18 protein-coding genes, 1 tRNA gene and 1 riboswitch are annotated in these 20,937 nt (G+C 65.6%); of the genes, 5 read left to right on the top strand and 14 right to left on the bottom strand.

Annotation, left to right across the window (positions count from 1 at the left end):
- Nucleotides 1-46 precede the first annotated feature (46 nt).
- The 3 genes from V0R59_RS28565 to V0R59_RS28555 all read right to left on the bottom strand — a co-directional run bounded on the left by V0R59_RS28565 (nt 47) and on the right by V0R59_RS28555 (nt 3,455).
- Complete coding sequence (locus V0R59_RS28565) at nt 47-1,477, bottom strand: aldehyde dehydrogenase family protein (RefSeq protein WP_330077877.1); 1,431 nt, start codon at nt 1,475-1,477, stop codon at nt 47-49.
- Between the two features lie 6 nt (nt 1,478-1,483).
- The gene (locus tag V0R59_RS28560; RefSeq protein WP_330077861.1) at nt 1,484-2,983 is read right to left on the bottom strand and encodes a purine-cytosine permease family protein; all 1,500 of its coding nucleotides are present in this window, start codon (nt 2,981-2,983) and stop codon (nt 1,484-1,486) included.
- Nucleotides 2,984-3,053: 70 nt separating this feature from the next.
- The gene (locus V0R59_RS28555) at nt 3,054-3,455 is read right to left on the bottom strand and encodes a YybH family protein (protein WP_330077862.1); all 402 of its coding nucleotides are present in this window, start codon (nt 3,453-3,455) and stop codon (nt 3,054-3,056) included.
- A gap of 261 nt (nt 3,456-3,716) precedes the next feature.
- Between V0R59_RS28555 and V0R59_RS28550 the strand changes: the two genes are divergently transcribed.
- Both V0R59_RS28550 and V0R59_RS28545 read left to right on the top strand, forming a co-directional pair.
- A complete protein-coding gene (locus tag V0R59_RS28550) occupies nt 3,717-3,965 on the top strand; it encodes a hypothetical protein (protein ID WP_330077863.1) in 249 nt (82 codons plus the stop codon).
- Between the two features lie 12 nt (nt 3,966-3,977).
- On the top strand, nt 3,978-4,322 hold the full coding sequence (locus tag V0R59_RS28545; protein WP_330077864.1) for a type II toxin-antitoxin system RelE/ParE family toxin: 345 nt from the start codon (nt 3,978-3,980) through the stop codon (nt 4,320-4,322).
- 132 nt (nt 4,323-4,454) lie between these two features.
- Here V0R59_RS28545 and atzF read toward each other — a convergent pair whose 3' ends face one another.
- From atzF to V0R59_RS28505, 8 genes are all read right to left on the bottom strand, one after another.
- A complete protein-coding gene (gene atzF, locus V0R59_RS28540) occupies nt 4,455-6,218 on the bottom strand; it encodes an allophanate hydrolase (RefSeq protein WP_330077865.1) in 1,764 nt (587 codons plus the stop codon).
- Nucleotides 6,215-9,799, bottom strand: coding sequence for an urea carboxylase (uca, locus tag V0R59_RS28535; protein WP_330077866.1), 3,585 nt, complete (start codon nt 9,797-9,799; stop codon nt 6,215-6,217). Before uca ends, atzF begins: the two co-directional genes overlap by 4 nt.
- 159 nt (nt 9,800-9,958) lie before the next feature.
- Nucleotides 9,959-10,588, bottom strand: coding sequence for an urea amidolyase associated protein UAAP2 (locus V0R59_RS28530; RefSeq protein WP_330077867.1), 630 nt, complete (start codon nt 10,586-10,588; stop codon nt 9,959-9,961).
- A gap of 10 nt (nt 10,589-10,598) precedes the next feature.
- Nucleotides 10,599-11,312, bottom strand: coding sequence for an urea amidolyase associated protein UAAP1 (locus V0R59_RS28525; protein ID WP_330077868.1), 714 nt, complete (start codon nt 11,310-11,312; stop codon nt 10,599-10,601).
- Nucleotides 11,309-12,091, bottom strand: a complete 783-nt coding sequence (locus V0R59_RS28520; RefSeq protein ID WP_330077869.1) for an ABC transporter ATP-binding protein — start codon at nt 12,089-12,091, stop codon at nt 11,309-11,311. The genes V0R59_RS28525 and V0R59_RS28520 overlap by 4 nt, the downstream gene beginning before the upstream one ends.
- The gene (locus V0R59_RS28515; protein ID WP_330077870.1) at nt 12,088-12,903 is read right to left on the bottom strand and encodes an ABC transporter permease; all 816 of its coding nucleotides are present in this window, start codon (nt 12,901-12,903) and stop codon (nt 12,088-12,090) included. The genes V0R59_RS28520 and V0R59_RS28515 overlap by 4 nt, the downstream gene beginning before the upstream one ends.
- 14 nt (nt 12,904-12,917) lie before the next feature.
- Nucleotides 12,918-13,985: a putative urea ABC transporter substrate-binding protein gene (locus tag V0R59_RS28510; protein ID WP_330077871.1), complete on the bottom strand. Its 1,068-nt coding sequence runs from the start codon at nt 13,983-13,985 to the stop codon at nt 12,918-12,920.
- A gap of 66 nt (nt 13,986-14,051) precedes the next feature.
- Nucleotides 14,052-14,152, bottom strand: a riboswitch (guanidine-I (ykkC/yxkD leader).
- A 478-nt stretch (nt 14,153-14,630) separates the two neighbouring features.
- Complete coding sequence (locus V0R59_RS28505; RefSeq protein WP_330077872.1) at nt 14,631-15,302, bottom strand: Bax inhibitor-1/YccA family protein; 672 nt, start codon at nt 15,300-15,302, stop codon at nt 14,631-14,633.
- Nucleotides 15,303-15,427: 125 nt separating this feature from the next.
- Here V0R59_RS28505 and V0R59_RS28500 point away from each other — a divergent pair.
- A tRNA-Ser gene (locus tag V0R59_RS28500) sits at nt 15,428-15,515 on the top strand.
- Nucleotides 15,516-15,667: 152 nt separating this feature from the next.
- Here the strand turns inward: V0R59_RS28500 and V0R59_RS28495 are convergent.
- From V0R59_RS28495 to V0R59_RS28485, 3 genes are all read right to left on the bottom strand, one after another.
- Entirely contained in the window at nt 15,668-16,684 is a 1,017-nt protein-coding gene (locus V0R59_RS28495; RefSeq protein ID WP_330077873.1) for a bile acid:sodium symporter family protein, read from the bottom strand.
- 183 nt (nt 16,685-16,867) lie between these two features.
- On the bottom strand, nt 16,868-17,638 hold the full coding sequence (locus V0R59_RS28490) for an SDR family NAD(P)-dependent oxidoreductase (RefSeq protein ID WP_330077874.1): 771 nt from the start codon (nt 17,636-17,638) through the stop codon (nt 16,868-16,870).
- A 79-nt stretch (nt 17,639-17,717) separates the two neighbouring features.
- Nucleotides 17,718-18,542: a transporter substrate-binding domain-containing protein gene (locus tag V0R59_RS28485; protein WP_330077875.1), complete on the bottom strand. Its 825-nt coding sequence runs from the start codon at nt 18,540-18,542 to the stop codon at nt 17,718-17,720.
- 405 nt (nt 18,543-18,947) lie between these two features.
- On the opposite strand from V0R59_RS28485, the gene gabP reads away from it, so the two are divergent.
- Nucleotides 18,948-20,339, top strand: a complete 1,392-nt coding sequence (gene gabP / locus V0R59_RS28480) for a GABA permease (protein ID WP_330077876.1) — start codon at nt 18,948-18,950, stop codon at nt 20,337-20,339.
- A gap of 32 nt (nt 20,340-20,371) precedes the next feature.
- Nucleotides 20,372-20,937 (top strand): PEP/pyruvate-binding domain-containing protein (locus V0R59_RS28475; RefSeq protein WP_330105854.1); only part of this gene is annotated, 566 nt, incomplete at its 3' end.

Here is a 20,937-nt window from a genome sequence, read left to right as displayed (position 1 = left end):
CGTTAGTTATGGATAAGCAGGGGCCTGCCGGCCCCTGCATCAGTCCTCACCCCAGGCAACGGGTCACATGCTTGACCGACTGATACGCCGACAACCCCCAGGGCCCCAGCTCGCGGCCGATGCCGCTGCCCTTGGTGCCGCCCCATGACGTCTCGACGAACACCGCCTGGATCGAGTTGATCCACACATGCCCCACTTCCAGGGCATCGGCAACCCGTTCGGCGCGCTCCAGATCAGCACTGACCACGGTCGCGACCAGACCGAAACGGCTGTCGTTGGCCAGGGCAATCGCTTCTTCCTCGCTGCGGAAACGCTGGCTGCACAGCACCGGGCCAAAGATCTCCTCGACCCACAGGCGGCTGTCCGCCGGCACATCGGCATACAGCGTCGGGCTGACGAACCAGCCGGCGCGGTCCAGCGGCTGGCCGCCGGCCAGGCACTTCAGGCCTTCTTCCTTCGCAATCGCAAAGTACGCCGCCACCTTGAGCCACTGGCCCTGGCTGGTCAGCGGGCCCATGTCGACTTCCTCGGTCAGCGGATTGCCGACCCGCAGTCTCTCCAGCGCTGCCGCCAAGCGTTCCAGCAAGGCATCGGCAATGCCTTCCTGGATCAGCAGGCGCGAGGTGGCCGAGCACATCTGCCCGGCGTTCCAGCAGATACCGGCGACGATCCAGTCCACCGCCTGGTCCAGGTCGCAGTCGTCGAACACCACGATGGCCGACTTGCCGCCCAGCTCCAGGGTCACCGGCCGGCACTGCGCCGAAGCGCTGCGCATCACCTGGCTGCCCACGGTGTTGCTGCCGGTGAAGGACAACTTGTCCAGGCCGTTGTGGTTGCTCAGGGCGATGCCGGTCTCGGCCTTGCCCACCACGATGTTCAGCACGCCCGCCGGCAGGCCCAGGGTCTCGGCGATGCGGCCGTAGCTCTGCTCGATCAGCGGGGTGATCTCCGATGGCTTGAGCACCACGGTGCAGCCGGCGGCCAGGGCCGGAGCGAGTTTCCAGGCGCTGGTCACCAGCGGGAAGTTCCACGGCACGATCAGGCCGACCACGCCCACCGGTTCCAGGCGAGTCCGGGCGCTGAAGCCCGGTGCGGCCAGGGCCACGTTGCAGTCCTTCTGCGCCTGCTGCTCCACCAGGTCGGCGTAGTAGCCGAAGGTGGCGACCGCATCGTCCAGGTCGACTTCCGCTTCATGCCGCGGCTTGCCGTTGTTGCGCATCTGCAGGGCGATCAGTTCCTCGCGGCGCTGGCCAAGCTGTTCGGCGAAGCCACGCAGGTAACCGGCGCGGGTCGCCACGTCGAGGGTTTTCCAGGCCGGCAGGGCCTTGCGCGCCGCGGCGACGGCCTGGTCGACCTGGGTCGCGCTGGCGGCCAGCAGTTCGGCGAAGGGCTCGCCCAGGGACGGGTCGAATACCTTGATGCAATCGGCGGTAGCGCCATCCACCCAGCGGCCATCGATGTAATGAGTCATGTGCAGCTCCAGTCAGGCCGTTTCGGCAGTCGTCAGCGACGCGCACGCCGCCGGTTTGCGAAATACCCAGCGCGGGCCCTTGGGGCCATACACCGCGGCGGGTTCGGGGAAAAGATTGATAAGGGTCAGGTACAGCACGGCGGCCAGGCCCAGGGTGATCGGCAGGCTGATATCGATGCCGCCGGCCAGCTCGCCGAGGCTGCCGACGAACTGCCCCGGCAGGTTGACGAAGCACAGGCCGATGATCGCGCTGGGGATCCAGGCGCCCATGCCGCGCCAGTTCCAGCCATGGTTGAACCAGTAGCGACCACCGCGCTCGCCACGGGTGAACACTTGCAGGTCGTCGGCGTGGTAGAAGCCGCGGCGGGTGATCAGGCCGAGGATCATGATCACCATCCACGGGCTGGTGCAGGTGATGATCAGCACGGCGAAGGTGGACACGCTCTGCACCAGGTTGAAGGTGAAGCGGCCGATGAAGATGAAGGCGATGGCGAGGATGCCGATCAGCAGGGTCGCGCCGGCGCGGCTGAGCAGGCGCGGGAACACGCTGGACATGTCCAGGCCGGTGCCATACAGCGCCGTGGTGCCGGTGGACATGCCGCCGATCACCGCGATCAGGCACACCGGCAGGAAGAACCAGGTCGGCGAGATGGCCAGCAGGCCGCCCACATAGTTGTTCGCCTCGATGTACTGCGGGGCGTTGCTGGCTACCAGGGTCGCGGTGCACAGGCCGAAGAGGAACGGAATCAGGGTGCCGACCTGCGAGGCGATCACCGCCAGCATGATCCGCGCCTTCGGCGTCTCCCTGGGGATGTAGCGCGACCAGTCGCCGAGGAAGGCGCCGAACGACACCGGGTTGCTCATGGCCAGCAGCGCCGAGCCGATGAACGCCGCCCAGAAGCCCGGCTGGCCGAGGTTGACGCTACCGGCGAAGCCCGCGTCGAAAGGCCCGGCAAAAGCGAAGATACCCAGCAGGAACAGCAGGCTCGACGCCCACACGGCGATCTTGTTGACCCACAGCATGAAGCGGAAGCCGAAGATGCAGACGATCAGCACCAGCACGGCGAACAGGCCGTAGGTCAGGCCCAGGGTCAGGTCGGTTTCCGGCAGCCCGGCCAGGCGCTTGGCGCCGCCCACCAGGGCATCGCCGGAGCTCCATACCGACAGGGAAAAGAACGCCACCGCGGTGAGCAGCGACAGGAACGAGCCGACGATCCGCCCGTGCACGCCGAAATGCGCGCCGGACGACACGGCGTTGTTGGTGCCGTTGAGCGCGCCGAACAGGCCCATGGGCGAGAGGATCAACGCACCGACGCCGACGCCCAGCAGGATCGCCCAGACCCCGGCCTGGAACGACAGGCCGAACAGCACCGGGAAGCTGCCGAGCACGGCGGTGGCGAAGGTATTGGCGCCGCCGAAGATCAGGCGGAACAGGTCCAGGGGGGTGGCGTCGCGTTGGTTGTCGGGGATCTGTTCGACCCCGTTGGTTTCGATTCCGGAGGAATGGCTCATGAGGGTGCTCCAGCGCCTGGTTGTTTTTTTGAGTGCGTTGGCAGGTGGCGGCAAGGCCGCCGGAAAAGGATCAGCTTTCGCTCAGGGCCGACAGGTGCTCGTGGCAGGCCAGCCAGCGCTCGCCGTGCAGGCGGAAGACGATGGTTTCCCGCTCTTGCAGGTGCAACTCCTCGCCGCCGACCCGCAGGTGGGTGGCGACGTCGTGCAGGAAGATCGCCACGTCGCCCTGCAGGCTGACCTGGGCGTTGCTCGACCGGCAGCCGAGCACGGCGAAGCCTTCGGCCTGCCATTGCGCCCAGAGTTGCTGGTAGGCGTGGCGCGACATCAGTGGCTGCGGGACGGTGTGGAAGAGGAAGCTGGCGTCTTCGCTGAAGCAGTCGAAGTAGCGGTCGGTGTCATTGCTGGCGAAGGCATCGACCAGGGCGGCGGCGGCCTGCAGCACCTGGGTTTCGCGCGTAAGGGTCTGGTTCACGAGTGTGGCACTCACGGTTTTTGTAGTTGTCCGTGAGGATTCTGGCGAGGGGGCTGCGTGGGAAGAATCGCTGGGGGCAAATAATCAGTTCAGGAATTTCTAAACCATGGGATGCCACCCGTCTCCGCAGGGTGGGAGGAAGACCTTATTCAGACCGAATTTGTGCTAGCCTCACACCCCATTGATGCGGCATCGCTCGCTGCGCGGTTCACGCGAAGGCTTTTGCCAAGGGCATCGACGCATTCCCAGAGGAGCCGACTCATGAGAGTTGAAACCATCAGTTATTTGAAGAAGCACGCGGCGGACCTGCCGCTCGATGAGCCGTTGGTCGTCACCCAGAATGGTGTACCTGCCTATGTGGTGGAGTCGTACGCCGAGCGCAAGCGCCGCGACGAAGCGATCGCACTGGTCAAGCTTCTCGCGCTTGGTTCACGCGAATATGCCCAAGGTGAACACTGTTCGACCGATGAGTTGAAGGACCGCCTGAAGCAAAGGTTCAGCCCCGAGTGACCAGGAGCATCGATGTCCAGACTTGCGATTCGCTACACAGCTACCGCGCAACAAAGCATCGAAGACCTGGTGAGTTATTTGGCTGACTATCACGGAACGGATATCGCCCTGGCCAAGGTCGGGCAATTGCTGGATCAAATCGGCAACAGGCTGAACGACACGGCCCTCGGCTATCCAGTCAGCTTTCAGGCGAGCGAGCTGGGAATTTTCCAGTATCGCGAGCTCAATACCGGCGGTTACAGGGTGTTCTACGAAATGCACGAAGCCGACAACAGCGTCGCCGTGATGCTGGTATTGAGGCAGAAGCAAAGCGTGGAGAATCAGCTGATCAGGTACTGTCTGCTGAAGCCCTTGTGACAGGTTGGGAGCGAAACCTGCGTGCCGTTTGGCGGTGAGCTCGTCCGGATGAACGCCATCGCGGGCGACGCCCGCTCGCACAAGGACCACCGCCAAACGCCAGCCTCATGAAGGGCTAACGGAGCACGGGACTCACCCCTGCCCTTGCAACCACGCCCTCCACCCGCCCCACTCACTGATATCCCGCGCACCCTCCAGCCCATACCCCTCGCAGATGAACCCGGTCTCCCAGCGCCCATCGCCGAGCTCGACCTTGCCCAGCCCCAGCGGTGCCGGGATCTCGCTGAGGAAGGCGCCAAGGGCCGCATTCGGCACTTGCCAGACTTCCACGGAAATGGCCACGCCACCGCTGCCGACCCGGACCATCCCCGGTCGCTGCACCGGCCCGCCCGCCAGGGCGTACAGGCGATAGCTCGGCGCGCTGGAAGTCGCTTCCAGCAGCCTGGCGCCGCGCTGTTTCAGCTGCCAGTTGAGCGCCAGGCCGTCCAGGTGGGCACCGCACACCACCAGGCGTACCTGGTCGTTGCGCGCCTCGCGGGCCGGCACCGGCTCGCCCTGGAACGCCGCCGCCAGGCTGAGCAGGTACTGGTCGGTGAACGCCCGGCCAAACAGGGTGACGCCCCACGGCAGGCCACTGAGCATGTGCCCGGCGGGCACGGCGACCGCCGCGTAGTCCAGCAGGTTCATGAAGTTGGTGTAGTAGCCCAGCTCGGCATTGCGCAGCACCGGCTCCTCGGCCAGTTCGGCCAGGGTCACCGGACGGCCGATGGTCGGCGTCAGCACGCATTCCAGGCCGGCCAGCTGGCGGTCGCATTCGGCCTTCAGCTGTTGCAGGCGGTACTGCGCACGGAAGGTCTCCACCCCGCTGACCTCAGGCGCCCTGGCCAGCACCGCATGGATCACCGGCAACACCGCTTCGGGCTGACGCCTCGCCAGTTCGCCGACCACGCTGTAGCGCTCGGCAACCCAGGGCCCGTCGTACAGCAGGCGCGCCGCTTCGAGGAATGGCGACAGGTCGATGCTCACCGCCTCGCCGCCCAGGGCCTGCAGGCGCTCGACTGCCGCGGCGAACAACGCCGGGCCTTCCTCGCAGCCGAAGAACTCCAGGTCCGCCGGCCGCGGCACGCCGAAGCGGAAAGCGCCGACCCGGCCGAAGGCACTGCCCAGGTTCCAGCCGGCATTGGCCCGGCTGTATTCGTCACGTGGGTCCTGCACGGCCAGCAGTTGCAGCAGCTGGCTGGCCTCGCCTGCGGTGGCGCTGAAGGTGGTCACGCAGTCCAGGGTCCGGCAGGCCGGCACCACGCCGGCCGTGGACACCAGGCCCTTGCTGGCCTTGAGCCCGACCAGCCCGTTGAGCGCCGCCGGTACCCGGCCGGAGCCGGCGGTATCGGTGCCCAGGGCGAAGCTGGCCAGGCCCAGGGCCACCGCCAGCGGCGAGCCGGCGCTGGAGCCGCCCGAGGGATAGTCGTCGAGCACGCTGTTGATGCAGGCGCCATAGGGCGAGCGGGTGCCATTGAGGCCGGTGGCGAACTGGTCGAGGTTGGTCTTGCCCAGCGGCACTGCGCCCAGGCGGATCAGCTGCTCAACCACCGTCGCCGAGCGCTCGGGCACGTAGGCGAATGCCGGGCACGCTGCCGTGGTGGGAATACCTGCAAGGTCGATGTTGTCCTTGATCGCGAACGGCACGCCGTAGAGCGGCAGACTTTCCGGCGCCACGTCCTCCAGCGCCGCCAGGTAGGGCTCCAGTTCCTCCACGCTGAGCAGGTGGATGAACAGCTTGTAACGCGGATTCAGCTGCTGCGCGCGCTCGCGCAACGCCAGGATCAACTCCCGTGGCGAGTGATCGCCAGCAACGTAGCTGGCGCGCAGGGCGTCCAGTTGCAGATTCACCTTCATGCCTCACCTCCTTCCAGTACCACCACCCGTTGCCCCGCGCGCACCGCCGAACCCGGCTCGACACGCACCTCGCGCACCACGCCGGCGCAAGGCGCCAGCAGCGGGATTTCCATCTTCATCGACTCCAGCACCACCAGCGCGTCCCCGGCCGCGACCCGCTGGCCAACGGCGACCTGGACCTGCCAGAGGTTACCGGCAATGGTGCTTTCCACGCCGACCTGCCCGGCTGGCAACGGCGCATCCTCGCTGGCCTCGACCACGGCTTCGGTGGACTCGAAATGGGCCTGGCCGGTGTCGATCCAGCGTTGGCGCTCGGCGGCGAAGGCACCTTGCTGGCGCGTGCGGAAGGCCTGGATGCCGTCGGCCTCTTCGGCAAGAAAGGCCTGGTAGTCGGCCAGGCGCAACTGGCTGGTCTCGATCGCCAGGTCAAAGCGCCCCAGCGGGAAATCGCGGCGGATGCGCTCCAGCTCCCCGGCACTGACCGGGTAGAAACGGATCTGGTCGAAGAAACGCAGCAACCACGGCTTGCCCTCGAACGCCGCGACCTCGCGGTAGCGGTTCCACATCTGCAGGGTACGGCCGACGAACTGGTAGCCGCCGGGCCCTTCCATGCCATACACGCACATGTAGGCGCCGCCGATGCCCACGGAGTTTTCCGCGGTCCAGGTGCGCGCCGGGTTGTACTTGGTGGTGACCAGGCGATGGCGCGGGTCCAGCGGCGTGGCCACCGGGGCACCGAGGTAGACATCGCCCAGGCCCATGACCAGGTAGCTGGCGTCGAATACGGTGCGCTGCACCTCGTCGAGATTCGGCAGGTCGTTGATGCGGCGGATGAACTCCAGGTTGCTCGGACACCAGGGCGCGTCCTTGCGCACGGTGGTCATGTATTTTTCGATGGCCAGCTGGCAGGCCGGGTCATCCCAGGACAGCGGCAGGTGGACGATGCGCGACGGCACCTGCAGGTCGTCGCTGCTGCAGACCTGCTGCCACTCGCCGGCGACGACCTCCAGCAGGTGGCCCAGGGGCAGGCGCTCCGGCTGGTAGTGGACCTGCAGCGAGCGGATCCCCGGGGTCAGGTCGATCACCCCGGCCAGGGCCCGAGCCTCCAGCGCCTGCATCAGGGCATGGCCGCGGAAGCGCAGGACCAGGTCCAGCTCGGCAGCGCCGATCTCCAGCAGTACGTGGGTGTCCCCCGCCAGCCGGGCGACCAGGCGGCGATCGTCGGCGCCGATGTCCAGCACCACCGGGGAACGCAGTTCGGCGTCGGGCTGCACCGGCGCCAGCTCGTCCAGCAACGCCGCGCAGGCCAGCTGCCGGGCGGTTTCCAGCGAGGTCGGCAGGAAGCGCACCTTGTCCCCGGCCTTGAGCTGGCCGAGTTGCCAGAGGTCGGCCTCGATCACCGTCACCGGGCAGACGAAGCCGCCCAGGCTGGGGCCATCGGGGCCGAGGATCACCGGCATGTCGCCGGTGAAGTCCACCGCGCCGATGGCATAGGGGTTGTCGTGGATGTTCGACGGGTGCAGCCCGGCCTCGCCGCCGTCGGCGCGGACCCACTCGGGTTTCGGGCCGATCAGGCGCACGCCGGTGCGGCTGGAGTTGAAATGCACTTCCCAGTCGGTGGCGAAGAAGGTACGCATGTAGTCCTCGGTGAAGTACTCCGGCGCACCGTGGGGCCCGTAGATGACCCGGACCAGGCGCGTCGCGGCCAGCTCCGGCTGCGCCGGCAGCACGTCACCGGCATGCGGGTCGGCCAACGGCGCCAGGTGCAGCACATCCCCCGCTCGCAACGCACGACCGCCATGCCCGCCGAACTGGCCGAGCATGAACGTACTCAGGCTGCCAAGGTATTCCGGCACCTGGATGCCACCGCGCACGCACAGGTAGGCGCGGGCGCCCGCACCGGCGATGCTGCCCAGGCCGACGACGCTGCCGGCCTTGACCCGCACGCTGGTGTTCATGGCGATGGCCTGGCCATCCAGGGTCAGCGGCAGCGTGGCACCGGTCACGGCGATCACCGCGTCGGTATTGAAGCGCAGGGTCGGCCCGTTCATGGTCACTTCCAGCCCTGCGGCCCCTTGCGGGTTGCCCAGCAGCAGGTTGCCCAGGCGCAGGGCGCGGCTGTCCATCGGTCCGGACGGCGGCACGCCCACCGCCCAGTAGCCGAGGCGACCGGGGTAGTCCTGGACGCTGGTCTGGGTGCCGCCGGCGAGCACTTCGAAAGTCTCGGCGCGGTAAGCCAGGCCCTCCAGGCAGCGGGTCCAGGGCTGGCCGCTGACGAAGGGGGTGTCGTCGAGGATCTGCCGCAGGTAGTTGCGGTTGGTTTCCACGCCGTAGACCTGGCTGTTGCCCAGGGCACGGTGGAGACCCTGGCGTGCCTGCTCGCGGTCCTCGGCCCAGGCGATCACCTTGGCGATCATCGGGTCGAAGTACGGCGCAATCTCGCAGCCGGCGCTGACCCAGGTGTCGATGCGCAGCGCCTGGCCATCGGCCTCGGGGAAGCGCACGGCGGTGAGCAGGCCGGGGCTGGGCTGGAAGTCCTTGCCCGGATCCTCGGCATAGAGCCGCGCCTGCACGGCATGCCCGGAGGGCTGCAGGCCGGCAGCCAACTGGTCGAGGGGCGGCAGGTCGCCGGCCGCCAGCTCGATCATCCAGCGCACCAGATCGACGCCCCACACCTGCTCGGTGACACCGTGCTCGACCTGCAGGCGGGTGTTCACTTCGAGGAAATAGAAGTGCCCGGCATCGCTGTCGTAGACGAATTCCACGGTGCCCGCGCTGCGATAGGCAACGGCCCGGGCCAGGCGGATCGCCGCGTCGCACAGGGCCTCGGCCATGCCCTCGGGCAGGTTCGGCGCCGGGGTTTCCTCCAGCACCTTCTGGTTGCGCCGCTGTACCGAGCAGTCGCGCACGCCCAGGGCCAGGACCTCGCCCAAACCGTCGCCGAACACCTGCACCTCCAGGTGACGGGCGCGCTCGATGTACTTCTCGATAAACACTCCGGCATCGCTGAAGTTGTTCTGCCCGAGGCGTTTCACCGCCTCGAAGGCATCCTCCAGCTCCGCCGCCGAGCGGCACACGCGCATGCCGATGCCGCCACCGCCCGCGGTGCTTTTCAGCATCACCGGGTAGCCGACCGTGCTGGCGGCGCCCAAGGCGTCGTCAAGGCTGTCCAACAAGTCGGTGCCTTCCAGCAGCGGCAGGCCCTGCTGCCGCGCCAGGTCGCGGGCGGTGTGCTTGAGACCGAACAGGCGCAGCTGCTCCGGCGTCGGGCCGACGAACATCAGCCCGGCGGCCTCGCAGGCTTCGGCGAAGGCGGCGTTCTCGGACAGGAAGCCGTAGCCCGGATGGATCGCCTGGGCGCCGCTGTCGCGGGCCGCGGCGAGGATCTTGTCGACCGCGAGGTAGGTGCCGGCGGCGGCGCCCTCCCCCAGGCTGATGGCCTGGTCGGCCTCGACGATATGGCGACTGGCGAGGTCGGCCTCGGAATACACCGCGACACCCTGGACCTTCAGCTCGCGCAGGGTCCGCAGGACGCGGCAGGCAATGGCGCCACGGTTGGCGATCAGCAGTTTCTCGAACATGACAACGTCCCCGAAGGGGTTGCGGGCCGTCCCGCAGTTGTTAGGAGGTCCTGGGGTCGTCCCCGGACGGCAATCAGGCGTGCTTGTCGCTCTTCAGTTGCCCGAAACGGGCCTGGCAGGCGGTAAAGAGGCATTGGCGGACGGAGCGCCACAGGGTCTTCAGTTCCATACCAGCAACTCCGCCGGGGTCGGGTTGTAGCCGTTGCACGGGTTGTTCAACTGCGGACAGTTGGAGATCAGCACGATCACGTCCATGTGCGCCTTCAACTGCACGTACTTGCCGGCGGCGGAGATGCCGTCCTCGAAGGTCAGGCCGCCTTCCGGGGTCACCGGGACGTTCATGAAGAAGTTGATGTTGGGACTGATGTCGCGCTTGCCCAGGCGGCCGTCGTGGCAGCAGGCGCGCAGGTAGTTGTCGCGGCAGCTGTGCATGTGGCGCTTGTCCAGGGCGTAGCGCACCGTGTTGCTTTCCTGGGCGCAGGCGCCGCCGAGGGTGTCGTGGCGGCCGCAGTTGTCCTCGACGATGGTCAGCATCGGCCGGCCGAGGTTGGAATACAGCACGCTGCCGACGCCCAGGTAGACATTGCCCTGGCGCCGCAGGGTGCGCTGCACGTCATAGCGTTCGCGGGGGTTGCTGGCGCTGTAGAACAGGGTGTCGACGGCCTGGTTGCCTTGCAGGTCGAGGATGCGCAGGGTCTGCCCGGCCTTGACCTCGGTGAGCCAGGGCTCGCCGGCGGGAATGGTGGCGCGGTACACCGCGGTGTCTGCTTGCAGGTGGGATGGAGTCATCGCTGGGTCCTCAGGCGAACAGCCGCTGGGTGTTGAGGAAGCCGCGCTCGTTTTCCGGGCGCGAGGTACGGCAGGCCTCGGCGACGCTGGCGTCGGCCTGGGCGAAGGTGAGTTGCACCGGCTTCGGTGCGTAGTCCGGCGCCGGGTCCATGGGATGCTGCAGCGCGGTGACGACCACCAGGGTGTCCATCGGCGCGTACAGGTCGATGCTGTCGCCTGCCCTGGAATTGCCCTCGACGAAGCGCAGCGTGCCGTCGGCAGCGACATCGACGCGGCTGAACAGGTTGAGCGGCATACTCAGGTCGGACAGGCCCAGGTCCCACTTGCCCATCTCCACCAGCAGGTTGTCGTTGCCGTTGCGGTGGAAGCCGTTGCGCAGTTCCTGGTAGCGGCCGATGCCGTACTTCTGCGCGACTTCCTCGGCATTGAGCACACCGCCGATGCTGTCGCTCCAGCCGCAGCTGTCGTGGGTGATGGCGGCCAGGACCCGGCCCATGTCGGAGTACAGGCAGTGGCCGGCGGTGAGCTTGGCCGTGTGCTGGCACTTGAGACTGTCCGGCAGGTTGAGGCGCTCGCTCTTTTCGTTGGCGTTGAACAGCATCAGGCTGACGTTGGCGCCGCCCTCGACGTCGGTGAAGCGCACCAGTTGCCCGCGCTTGAGGACGAAGGACAGGTGGCCGCCGCCGGGCAGCAGTTCCTCGGCGAAAGGATGGGTGTGGGTCATGGTCGACCTCCGGAATGCGATTGAAGAAGCGCAGGCGCGGGCGCCCGGGCCGTGAGTCGTTTGCCGTTGAGCGGCAGGTCGTAGGTGACGCGGGATCCGAACGCGGTGGGCGCGTGGGGGTCGTGGCGGACCTTGTCGAACACCAGCAGGCGGGTGCCGAGGCTGAAGCCCTCGCTGAGGTCGTGGGTGACCATGAACACGGTCACGCCGGTTTCCCGCCACAGCTCCAGGAGCAAGGCGTGCATGTCCTTGCGGATGCCCGGGTCAAGGGCACCGAAGGGCTCGTCGAGCAGCAGCACGCGGGGTTTCATGATCAGCGCCTGGGCGATGGCCAGGCGCTGCTGCATGCCGCCGGAGAGCTGGCTGGGGTACTTGTTCAGCGCGTGGGCCAGGCCGACCTTGCCCAGCAGCGCCGCGGCCTGTTCCCGCGCCTCGCGCTTGTCGCGGCCGAACAGCCGCCCCAGCAGCGGCGCACGCGGCAGCTCCAGGCCGAGGGCGACGTTGTCCAGCACGCTCAGGTGCGGGAATACCGAATAGCGCTGGAACACCACGCCACGCTCCGCATCGGGCTCGGCGGACAGCGGCGCGCCGTCGAGCAGGATCTGCCCGCGACTCGGCCGTTCCTGGCCCAGCAGCAGGCGCAGGAAGGTCGACTTGCCGCAGCCCGAGGCACCGACCATGGTGCAGAACTCGCCTTCGGCGATGCTCAGGTCGAGGCCTTCGAGCACCACGTGCTCGCCGTATTCCTGCCAGACGTTGTTGACCTGGATGAAGCTCATGCCCGTGCCCCCTCGTACCAGGGGAAGGCGCGTCGGGCCAGGGTCTTCAGCAGCCAGTCGGTGAGCCAGGCGAGCGCGGTGATCCACACCACGTAGGGCAGGATCACGTCCATCGCCAGGTAGCGGCGCACCAGGAAGATCCGGTAGCCGAGGCCGTCTTCCGAGGCGATGGCCTCCGCCGCGATCAGGAACAGCCAGGCCGAGCCCAGCACCAGGCGCAGGGCGATCAGCAGGCGTGGCAGCAACTGCGGCAGGATCACCCGCAGGATCAGGGTCCAGGTGCTGGCGCCGAGGGTCTGCGCCTTGATCAGCAGCTCGGCGGGGATTTCCCGGGCGCGCTGTTCCAGGTCGCGGGCCAGCACCGGGGTGATGCCGATGACGATCAGCATCACCTTGGACAGCTCGCCGAGGCCGAAGACGATGAACAGGATCGGCAGTATCGCCAGTGGCGGGATCATCGACAGCACCACCAGCAGCGGCGACAGCGGCGCGCCGAGCAACGGCACGGTCCCGGCGGCGATGCCCAGGCACAGGCCCAGGCCGGCGCTGATCGCCAGCCCCGCGCCGAGGCGCTGCAGGCTGGACGCGGTGTCCTGCCACAGCAGGTAGCTGCCGCTGCGCTTGTCCTCGACCAGGGCCATGCGCTGCACCGCCGCACCCATCTGCGCGGCGCCGGGCAGCAGCTTGTCGTTGGGGTTGTCGGCCAGCCGCTGCGCCGAGCCGAGGAAATAGGCGCAGAGCACCAGGGCGAACGGCAGGATCATCAGCAACAACCGCGAAGGCCGGTCGGGATGACGGTTGATCAGGCGCATGGTCTGTCCCTCGCTCACAGCGAACCGTCGACGGCCATCTGCAGCCAGGTCGGGTCGAAGCGCAGCTTGAGGTTGGCGCGGTCGCCGACGATCACCTGGTTGGCGAAGCTCATGCCCACCGCCTTGCTGTCCTTGGCGCCCTCGCCCAGCAGGCCATGGTCGAAGGAGAAGGCGGCGACCTTGTCCATGGTCTTCGGCAACTCGGTGCTGTTGACGAAGGTCAGCGCGGCCTGCGGCGTGTCGAACAGGTAGGTGGTGGAGAGCTGGCTCTCGAAGCCATCGAGGTCGGTGCCGGAGGCCTTGGCCATGTGCTCGACGGCGGCCTGACGCTGCGGCGAACTGCCGGCCAGCAGCGCCATCACTTCGTACCAGGCGCCGGTCAGGGCCTTGCCCAGGGCCGGGTTGTCCTGCAGGACCTGGGTGTTGACCACCATCAGGTCGAGGATCTCGCCGGGGATGCGGCTGGAGTCGAACACCTGGGTCACCCCCGGCTTGTTCTTCACCTCTTCCAGCATCGGGTTCCAGGTGGTCACCGCCTGCACGTCGGCGGTGTCGAAGGCGGCGGCGATGTCGGCATCGGAGGTGTTGACCACCTTCAGGTCCTTTTCCCGCAGGCCGGCGGAATCCAGAGCCCGGGCCAGCAGGTAATGGGATACCGAGAGCTCGACCAGGTTGACGTTCATGCCCTTGAGGTCCTTGACCGTCTTGCCGTTGCCCTTGAGCACCACGCCATCGTTGCCGTTGGAGAAGTCGCCGACGATCAGCGCCGTGCTGTCGACGCCGCCGGCGGCGGGGATGGTCAGGGCGTCCATGTTGGTCATCGCGCAGCCGTCGAACTGGCCGGCGGTGTACTGGTTGATCGACTCGACGTAGTCGTTGACCTGGGTGAGCTTGATATGGATGCCGTACTTGCTCGCCCATTTGTCGACGATGCCCTCGGCGGCAGCGTATTCCCACGGCATCCAGCCGGCGTAGATGGTCCAGCAGACGTCGAAATCGGTCTTGGCCGCGGCTTTCGAAGGGGGGCTGGCCAGCAGGACCAGGCCTGCGGCGAAGAAGGCGGAAAGCAGGGACTTTCGCATGGAGTGACTCCAGTTGACGGTGGGCGGACCAGGAGCAGCACTTCACTCATTGCTAGTGAGTGGTCTGTCTCCCGGGCTTTTATCCCGCCGTGTAACCTCGACTGGAGGTCGTCGGCTCTCGGTCCAGACGCCCGCTGAAGCGGACCGGAACCCTAGCCGACCATTTTCGGATTGTGGTGCAATTCAGCTCGCGCTGCTCCCGCACGGGGGGAACTGATGCCAGAGGCGTGCCAAGTGCGGATGGGAAGAGGAAAGCCCCGTTTTGCGGGGCTTTCAGAGAACGATGAAGGCGCTTGGGTTTTCGCGCTGCGCCTTCATGGAGCATTGCGCACCGCGACAGGGCGCGATGTTCAGGGCAGCCGGGCTGGCATCAGTAGCGATGGTAGTGGCCTCCATCGTCGTAGTGCCGGTGATGCCTGCCGTCATGCCAATACGGCCAGCAACCACTGAGCAACAAGATGCCAGACAGAATCACGACCCACGCGGCTTTACGTTTCATTTGAATGTCTCCAGGCAGGCAAAGCGGTCGCCTGCCTACGTTGGACCCCGGTTTGAAAGGAGGTTCAGGCGTGGCGTGCTCCGCTCGTCTGTCTTCATGGAGGCATGAAAAAACCCGCCGAAGCGGGTTTCTTGTCAACGGGTGAATCAGTCGTCCGAGCTCATGATGCCGAACAGTTGCAGCAGGCTGATGAACAGGTTGTAGATCGATACATACAGGCTGATGGTGGCCATGATGTAGTTGCGCTCGCCGCCGTGGATGATCTGGCTGGTCTGGAAGAGGATGCAGACCGACGAGAACAGCACGAAGCCAGCGCTGATCGCCAGTTGCAGGCCGCTGATCTGGAAGAAGAAGCTCGCGACCACGGCGCCCAGCAGGACGAAGAAGCCGGCGGTGATGAAGCCGCTGAGGAAGCTCATGTCCTTGCGGGTGATCAGCACGTAGGCCGACAGGCCACCGAACACCAGGGCGGTCATGGCGAAGGCCGAGCTGACCACTTCGGCGCCGCCGGCCATGCCCAGGTAGCGGTTGAGGATCGGGCCGAGCAGGAAGCCCATGAAACCGGTCAGGGCGAAGGTGGAAACCAGGCCCCAGGCCGAGTCACGCAGCTTGGCGGTGAGGAAGAACAGACCGTAGAAACCGATGAGTACGACGAAGATGTTGGGGTAGCCGACGCGCATCTGCTGTGCGACGTAGGCCATGACGGCACTGAAGACCAGGGTCAGGGCCAGCAGGCCGTAGGTGTTGCGCAGGACCTTGCTGACTTCTTGCTGATCGGCCTGCAGGCCGTGGTGGACGGCATAATCCTGTTCGCGCATGGCGACACTCCTGTGGGTTTTGAAACGTTGAGTTGCAAAGATCATAACAGAGGCCTGGAAACCGGCCACTTAGAGAGTTTGACAGCTTGTTTCATTTCGGTATGATGGCGCCCGCATGACATAGTGGAAGCGTGGCCGAGTGGTTTAAGGCAACGGTCTTGAAAACCGTCGATGGGCAACTATCCTAGAGTTCGAATCTCTACGCTTCCGCCAAATTTATTCATCAAAGCCCTGATTATTCAGGGCTTTTTTGTTTCTGCCGCATTTCAGCCAACGCCTCAGTCCGTACTTTGGATCGAGCTGTTGACGTCAGCGCAGTCTGCGCTGACATCGAGGCAGGGGCCGTCACGGACTGTTCCGGTGCATCAACCCCTGGACTGACGCCCCTGCCGTTCGAGAGCCGCCACATCCGCCTGTTCATCCGGTCGCCGCGCATAACGTTGCGCCAACGAGGCACAGACCATGAGCTGGATCTGGTGGAACAGCATCAGCGGAAGAATCAGCACACCGATGCTGCTGCCGGCGAACAGCACCTGCGCCATGGGCACGCCGGTCGCCAGGCTTTTCTTCGAGCCGCAGAACAGGATGGTGATGCGGTCTTCGAGACTGAAGCCCAGCCATTTGCCAAGCACGGCGGTGATACCCAGGGCCAGGGCCAGCAACAGGCAGCAGCCGAGCACGATGCCGACCAGGACCAAAGGCGGTACTTGCTGCCACAAGCCACCCACCACGGCCGCACTGAAGGCGGAAAACACCACCAGCAGGATGGAGCCCTGGTCAACGAACTTGAGCCATGCCTTGTTGCGCCCTACCCAGTCGCCAATCCAGCGCCGCGCCACCTGGCCGGCCACGAACGGCAGGAGCAGTTGAACGCTGATCTTGCCGATCGCGTCGAGGGTCGAGCCGCCGTCGCCATGCACGCCCATCAACAAGGCCACGAGCACTGGCGTGATGAAGATGCCAATCAGGCTCGATGCCGCCGCGCTGCAGATCGCTGCGGGAATATTGCCCCTGGCCAGCGAGGTGAAGGCGATGGCCGACTGGACCGTCGCCGGCAAGGCACACAGGTACAGGAAGCCCTTGTACAGCTCGTTGCCTACCAGCGGCACCAGCACGGGCTTCAGGGCAAGTCCGAGCAGCGGGAACAGCACGAAGGTGCAGAGAAACACCAGGGAGTGAAGCCGCCAGTGACCCGCGCCCGCGACAATCGCTTGTCGGGACAGCTTGGCGCCATGAAGGAAGAACAGCAGGCCGATGGCGAGGTCGGTGATCCAGTCGAATGCAACCGCGATCTGGCCCTGTGCCGGAAGGAAGGTCGCGGTAAGCACCACCGCCACCAGGGTAAGTGTGAAGTTATCGGGTAAAAGCCGGGAACGGGCCATGACGAAGATCCTGAAGCCAACATGTGTCTGCGAATCTTACGGCTGCGGCCCTGTTCCGGCTAACGCTACAAGGGCACAAGATATCGATGAACGGACAACAGGGTTCTGGCTGACCATCGGCTCGACAAACCATCCGGGGCGTGGCCATCAAGCCGTTATCACGCCCTGGATCTGCGAAAGCCCTTAGCGGATATAGCTGCCGCCGTTGACGTCAAGGGTCGCGCCATTGAGCGAAGCCTGCGACGGACGCAGGGCGAAGGCCACCAGCTCGGCAATTTCCGCAGGGGCCGCCATGCGCCCGACCGGGATGTCGGCCACTGCCGCCGCTTCGCCATGCTGGGCGACGAACTGCTCGGCCATGTCCGTCCGCACCCAGCCCGGCGCGATGGCGACCGACACGATGCCCTCCCCCGCCACACTGCGCGCCAGGGACTTGCTCAGGTTGATCAACGCCGCCTTGCTGGTGCCGTAGGGCAAGGCATCGGCGGCATAGCCGCGCTGGGCCGCACGACTGGCCATGGTGATGATGCGACCGCCACCCTGGGCACGGAAATGCAGGACCGCCTCGCGACTCAGGTCGGCGGCGGCGAAGAAGTTGACCTGGAACTCGCGACGCCAGGCCGCACGCCATTCGGCGGGCGCTGCGTCGAGGGGAATCTCGGTGCGGATGCCGGCGTTGTTGACCAAGGCGTGGATGCGCCCGCCCGCCAGTTCCAGCGCTGCGTGCCACAGGCGCTCGGGGCCGGCTTCGTCGCTGAGGTCGCCCTGGACGATCCAGCCCTTCCCACCAATGCGCGCCAGCAGAGCCCGGGCACCCTCGGCATCGCGGCTGTAATGGATCAGCGCGCGGGCGCCTTCGGCCACCAGCTGTTCGACGATCGCCGCGCCAATGCCACCCGAGGCACCGGTTACCAGGACGGTCTGGCCATCGAGGGGCCGCTTGAAATCACTCATCTGTGCTCACCTTGCAGGTCTGGAAAAAGAGAAATGCCGTGTGCCTCGACGAAGCACACGGCAATGCGCAATGCGGACGCTATTTGGCCAGGGCGTTGGCCTCGCTGGAGGCCTGGTCGACCAGCCTCTGGATATCGCCGGTCTCGCGACGCTGGGTCAAGTAGATGTTCAACACCTGGAGGTCGGCAGGCGAGATATCGCGGCGCACGCCGAAGGACACGCCCTGCTTGGCCAGTGCCGGCTTGGGCAGGATTTCACGGGTCCAGTCGGGGTTGGCCAGGGCGAACAGGTGGTTGGTATCGCTGGCATCGACCAGCACGTCGGCGCGCTTGGACATCACCGCCAGCCGCGCTTCATCCATGCCCGGCAAACGCATGATCTTGCCTTTGCTGACCACCGATGAAATGGCCTTGTCCTGGGCCGTGCCGGACATCACGGCGAAGGTGACCTCGGGCTTGTCGAGGGCAGCGATATCGTCCTTGACCTCAGCCAGCTTGGGATTGTCCTTGTTCACCAGCAGCGACACCTGGTAGTCGGTGGCCGGCACAGTGAAGGCTACGGCCAGGGCGCGCTCAGGCGTCTGGTTGAGGGCCATGGCCAGATCCCATTTGCTGCTTTGCAGGCCCGCCACCAGGTTGTCCCAGTTGGTGTCGACGAACTCGACCTTGACCTTCAGCACCTTCTCGCCGAAATCGCGGCACAGGTCGACGAAATAGCCGCTATAGGCGCTGGTCGCAGCATCGCGCATCACATAAGGCGCGGCCACCGCAGCGCCGCAACGCAGTACGCCGGCTTTCTGCACGTCCTTCCATACCGAGGTTTCCGCAGCCTGGGCAAGCATGCCAGCGGACAGCCCGGCGCAAACGACCAGGGCTTTGAGAGAAGACGAAATTGAACGAACCATTGTTGACCTCACTGATATTGATTGTTTTTGGCAGGAAGGTAGGACGCATTGCTGCATGCGATTTTGTGTGCATGACTGCATTCAAAATAAAAACTAAGATGGAGGCTGTCAACAGCGGTATTACCGACCTGCAAAACTCAATTCAAACGAGTGTTTCACGCCTAAACCAACGGTTGTTTCACGACAGTAAAAACACATATTAATGTGAGAAAAAATGGATTTAACTCACCAATTATTTCCCGCCACACTGTGCGGATCAGTGATCCACGCCCTTCCCTGGGGCCTGACTGGAGGCCACCGACATCACTGGCTCTTGCCATCGAGCCACCAGCACCCGCCCTTGCTTGCACTGCCGCGTCCGCGTTTCGGATCAGAACGCTCCAATAACAATCAACGAGTCTATCCATGTCCAATTCCTCCCTTGCACCTGGCTTGAAACAGCGTCACGTCACCATGTTGTCGATCGCCGGGGTGATCGGCGCCGGCCTGTTCGTGTTTTCCGGGCATGCGATCGCCAAGGCCGGCCCCGCTGTGATCCTGGCCTATGTCTTCACCGGCGCCCTGGTGGTGCTGGTGATGCGCATGCTGGGTGAAATGGCGGTGGCCTCGCCCGATACCGGCTCGTTCTCCACCTACGCCGACCGCGCCATCGGCCCCTGGGCCGGTTTCAGCATCGGCTGGCTGTACTGGTGGTTCTGGGTCCTGGCGATCCCGCTGGAAGCCATCGCGGCAGCGAACATCATCCATGCCTGGGTGCCGGCCCTCGACACCTGGATCACCGCCCTGGCCGTGATCGTCCTGCTGACCTGCTCCAACTTCTTCAGCGTCGCCCGCTACGGCGAATTCGAGTTCTGGTTCGGCCTGATCAAGATCGTCGCCATCATTGCCTTCATCGCGCTCTGCGCCGCGGCACTCATGGGCCTGCTGCCCGAGCGCGAGGTCAGCGGCATCGGGCAGTTGATGGCCGAGCATGGCGGCTTCGCACCGAACGGACTCTCTGCGGTCATCGGCGCCATGCTGACCACCATGTTCAGCTTCATCGGCGCCGAAGTGGTGACCATCGCCGCGGCAGAGTCGAAGAACCCGGCGCGGCAGATCACTCGCGCCACCAACTCGGTGGTCTGGCGCATCTGCGTCTTCTACCTGCTGTCGATCCTGATGATCCTGTCCGTCGTGCCCTGGAACGACCCGCGCCTGCCGGAAGTCGGCTCGTTCCAGCGGGCGCTGGAGATCATGAACATCCCCAACGCCAACCTGGTCATCGACATCGTCGTCCTGCTGGCGGTCGCCAGTTGCATGAACTCCCAGGTGTACACCGCCTCGCGCATGCTCTACTCGCTGGCCAAACGCGGTGATGCGCCACGCCTGTACAAGTACACCACCAAGGCCAACGTGCCACTTGCCGCGGTAGCGGGTTCGACGGTGATCGGCATCGTGGCGACCTGCATCAACTACTTCGCCCCCGAGAACGTGTTCAAGTTCCTGCTTTCCACCTCCGGTGCCGTTGCCCTGCTCGTCTACCTGGTCATCGCCATCTCGCAGCTGTGCCTGCGCAGGAAGCTGATGGCCGCAGGCACGTTGCCGGCGTTTCGCATGTGGCTGTTCCCGTGGCTGACCTGGGCAGTGATCCTGTTCATCAGCGGTGCACTGATCGGCATGTTCTTCATCCCGGCCTATCGCTCGGAGATCACCGCCACCGGGCTGCTGGCCGTGATGATCATCTGCCTGGGCGTGATCCATCAGAGAAGGACGCACGCCACAAGCCACCAACAACGTGCCGCGCTTTCGCAGCGCTGAGCCTGCCTGCAATGTCTACCGGAGAGTCAAACGTGGTTGAGTACGTAGTTTCCCTCGATAAGCTCGGCGTCCATGATGTGGAGCATGTGGGGGGCAAGAACGCATCCCTGGGCGAGATGATCAGTAACCTCGCGGGCGCCGGCGTATCGGGTGCTGCTGTTTCAGTCCCTGGCGGCTTTGCCACTACGGCTCAGGCGTACCGTGATTTCCTTGAGCAGAGCGGCCTGAACGACAAGATCCACGCGGCCCTCGACGCCCTGGACGTAGACGACGTCAACGCCCTGGCCAAGACCGGCGCGCAGATCCGCCAGTGGGTGATGGAAGCCGAGTTCCCGGCGCGCCTCGACGCCGAGATCCGCACTGCCTTCGCTGCCATGGCCAACGGCAACGAGAACATGGCCGTGGCCGTGCGTTCTTCCGCCACCGCCGAAGACCTGCCGGACGCTTCCTTCGCCGGCCAGCAAGAGACCTTCCTCAACATCCGTGGCGTGGACAACGTGATCCGCGCCGCCAAGGAAGTCTTCGCCTCGCTGTTCAACGACCGCGCCATTTCCTACCGCGTGCACCAGGGCTTCGACCACAAGCTGGTGGCCCTGTC

The organism is Pseudomonas ulcerans (genome assembly GCF_036324125.1).
Classification (GTDB): Bacteria; Pseudomonadota; Gammaproteobacteria; order Pseudomonadales; family Pseudomonadaceae; genus Aquipseudomonas; species Aquipseudomonas ulcerans.
This window is presented reverse-complemented; position numbering and strand designations above follow the sequence as displayed.

Bases quoted from the DNA above. Each gene is read 5' to 3' on its own strand.
- V0R59_RS28560 (WP_330077861.1), bottom strand. From the start codon at position 2,983: ATGAGCCATTCCTCCGGAATCGAAACCAACGGGGTCGAACAGATCCCC.
- V0R59_RS28550 (WP_330077863.1), top strand. From the start codon at position 3,717: ATGAGAGTTGAAACCATCAGTTATTTGAAGAAGCACGCGGCGGACCTG.
- V0R59_RS28545 (WP_330077864.1), top strand. From the start codon at position 3,978: ATGTCCAGACTTGCGATTCGCTACACAGCTACCGCGCAACAAAGCATC.
- atzF (WP_330077865.1), bottom strand. From the start codon at position 6,218: ATGAAGGTGAATCTGCAACTGGACGCCCTGCGCGCCAGCTACGTTGCT.
- uca (WP_330077866.1), bottom strand. From the start codon at position 9,799: ATGTTCGAGAAACTGCTGATCGCCAACCGTGGCGCCATTGCCTGCCGC.
- V0R59_RS28530 (WP_330077867.1), bottom strand. From the start codon at position 10,588: ATGACTCCATCCCACCTGCAAGCAGACACCGCGGTGTACCGCGCCACC.
- V0R59_RS28525 (WP_330077868.1), bottom strand. From the start codon at position 11,312: ATGACCCACACCCATCCTTTCGCCGAGGAACTGCTGCCCGGCGGCGGC.
- V0R59_RS28520 (WP_330077869.1), bottom strand. From the start codon at position 12,091: ATGAGCTTCATCCAGGTCAACAACGTCTGGCAGGAATACGGCGAGCAC.
- V0R59_RS28515 (WP_330077870.1), bottom strand. From the start codon at position 12,903: ATGCGCCTGATCAACCGTCATCCCGACCGGCCTTCGCGGTTGTTGCTG.
- V0R59_RS28510 (WP_330077871.1), bottom strand. From the start codon at position 13,985: ATGCGAAAGTCCCTGCTTTCCGCCTTCTTCGCCGCAGGCCTGGTCCTG.
- V0R59_RS28505 (WP_330077872.1), bottom strand. From the start codon at position 15,302: ATGCGCGAACAGGATTATGCCGTCCACCACGGCCTGCAGGCCGATCAG.
- V0R59_RS28495 (WP_330077873.1), bottom strand. From the start codon at position 16,684: ATGGCCCGTTCCCGGCTTTTACCCGATAACTTCACACTTACCCTGGTG.
- V0R59_RS28490 (WP_330077874.1), bottom strand. From the start codon at position 17,638: ATGAGTGATTTCAAGCGGCCCCTCGATGGCCAGACCGTCCTGGTAACC.
- V0R59_RS28485 (WP_330077875.1), bottom strand. From the start codon at position 18,542: ATGGTTCGTTCAATTTCGTCTTCTCTCAAAGCCCTGGTCGTTTGCGCC.
- gabP (WP_330077876.1), top strand. From the start codon at position 18,948: ATGTCCAATTCCTCCCTTGCACCTGGCTTGAAACAGCGTCACGTCACC.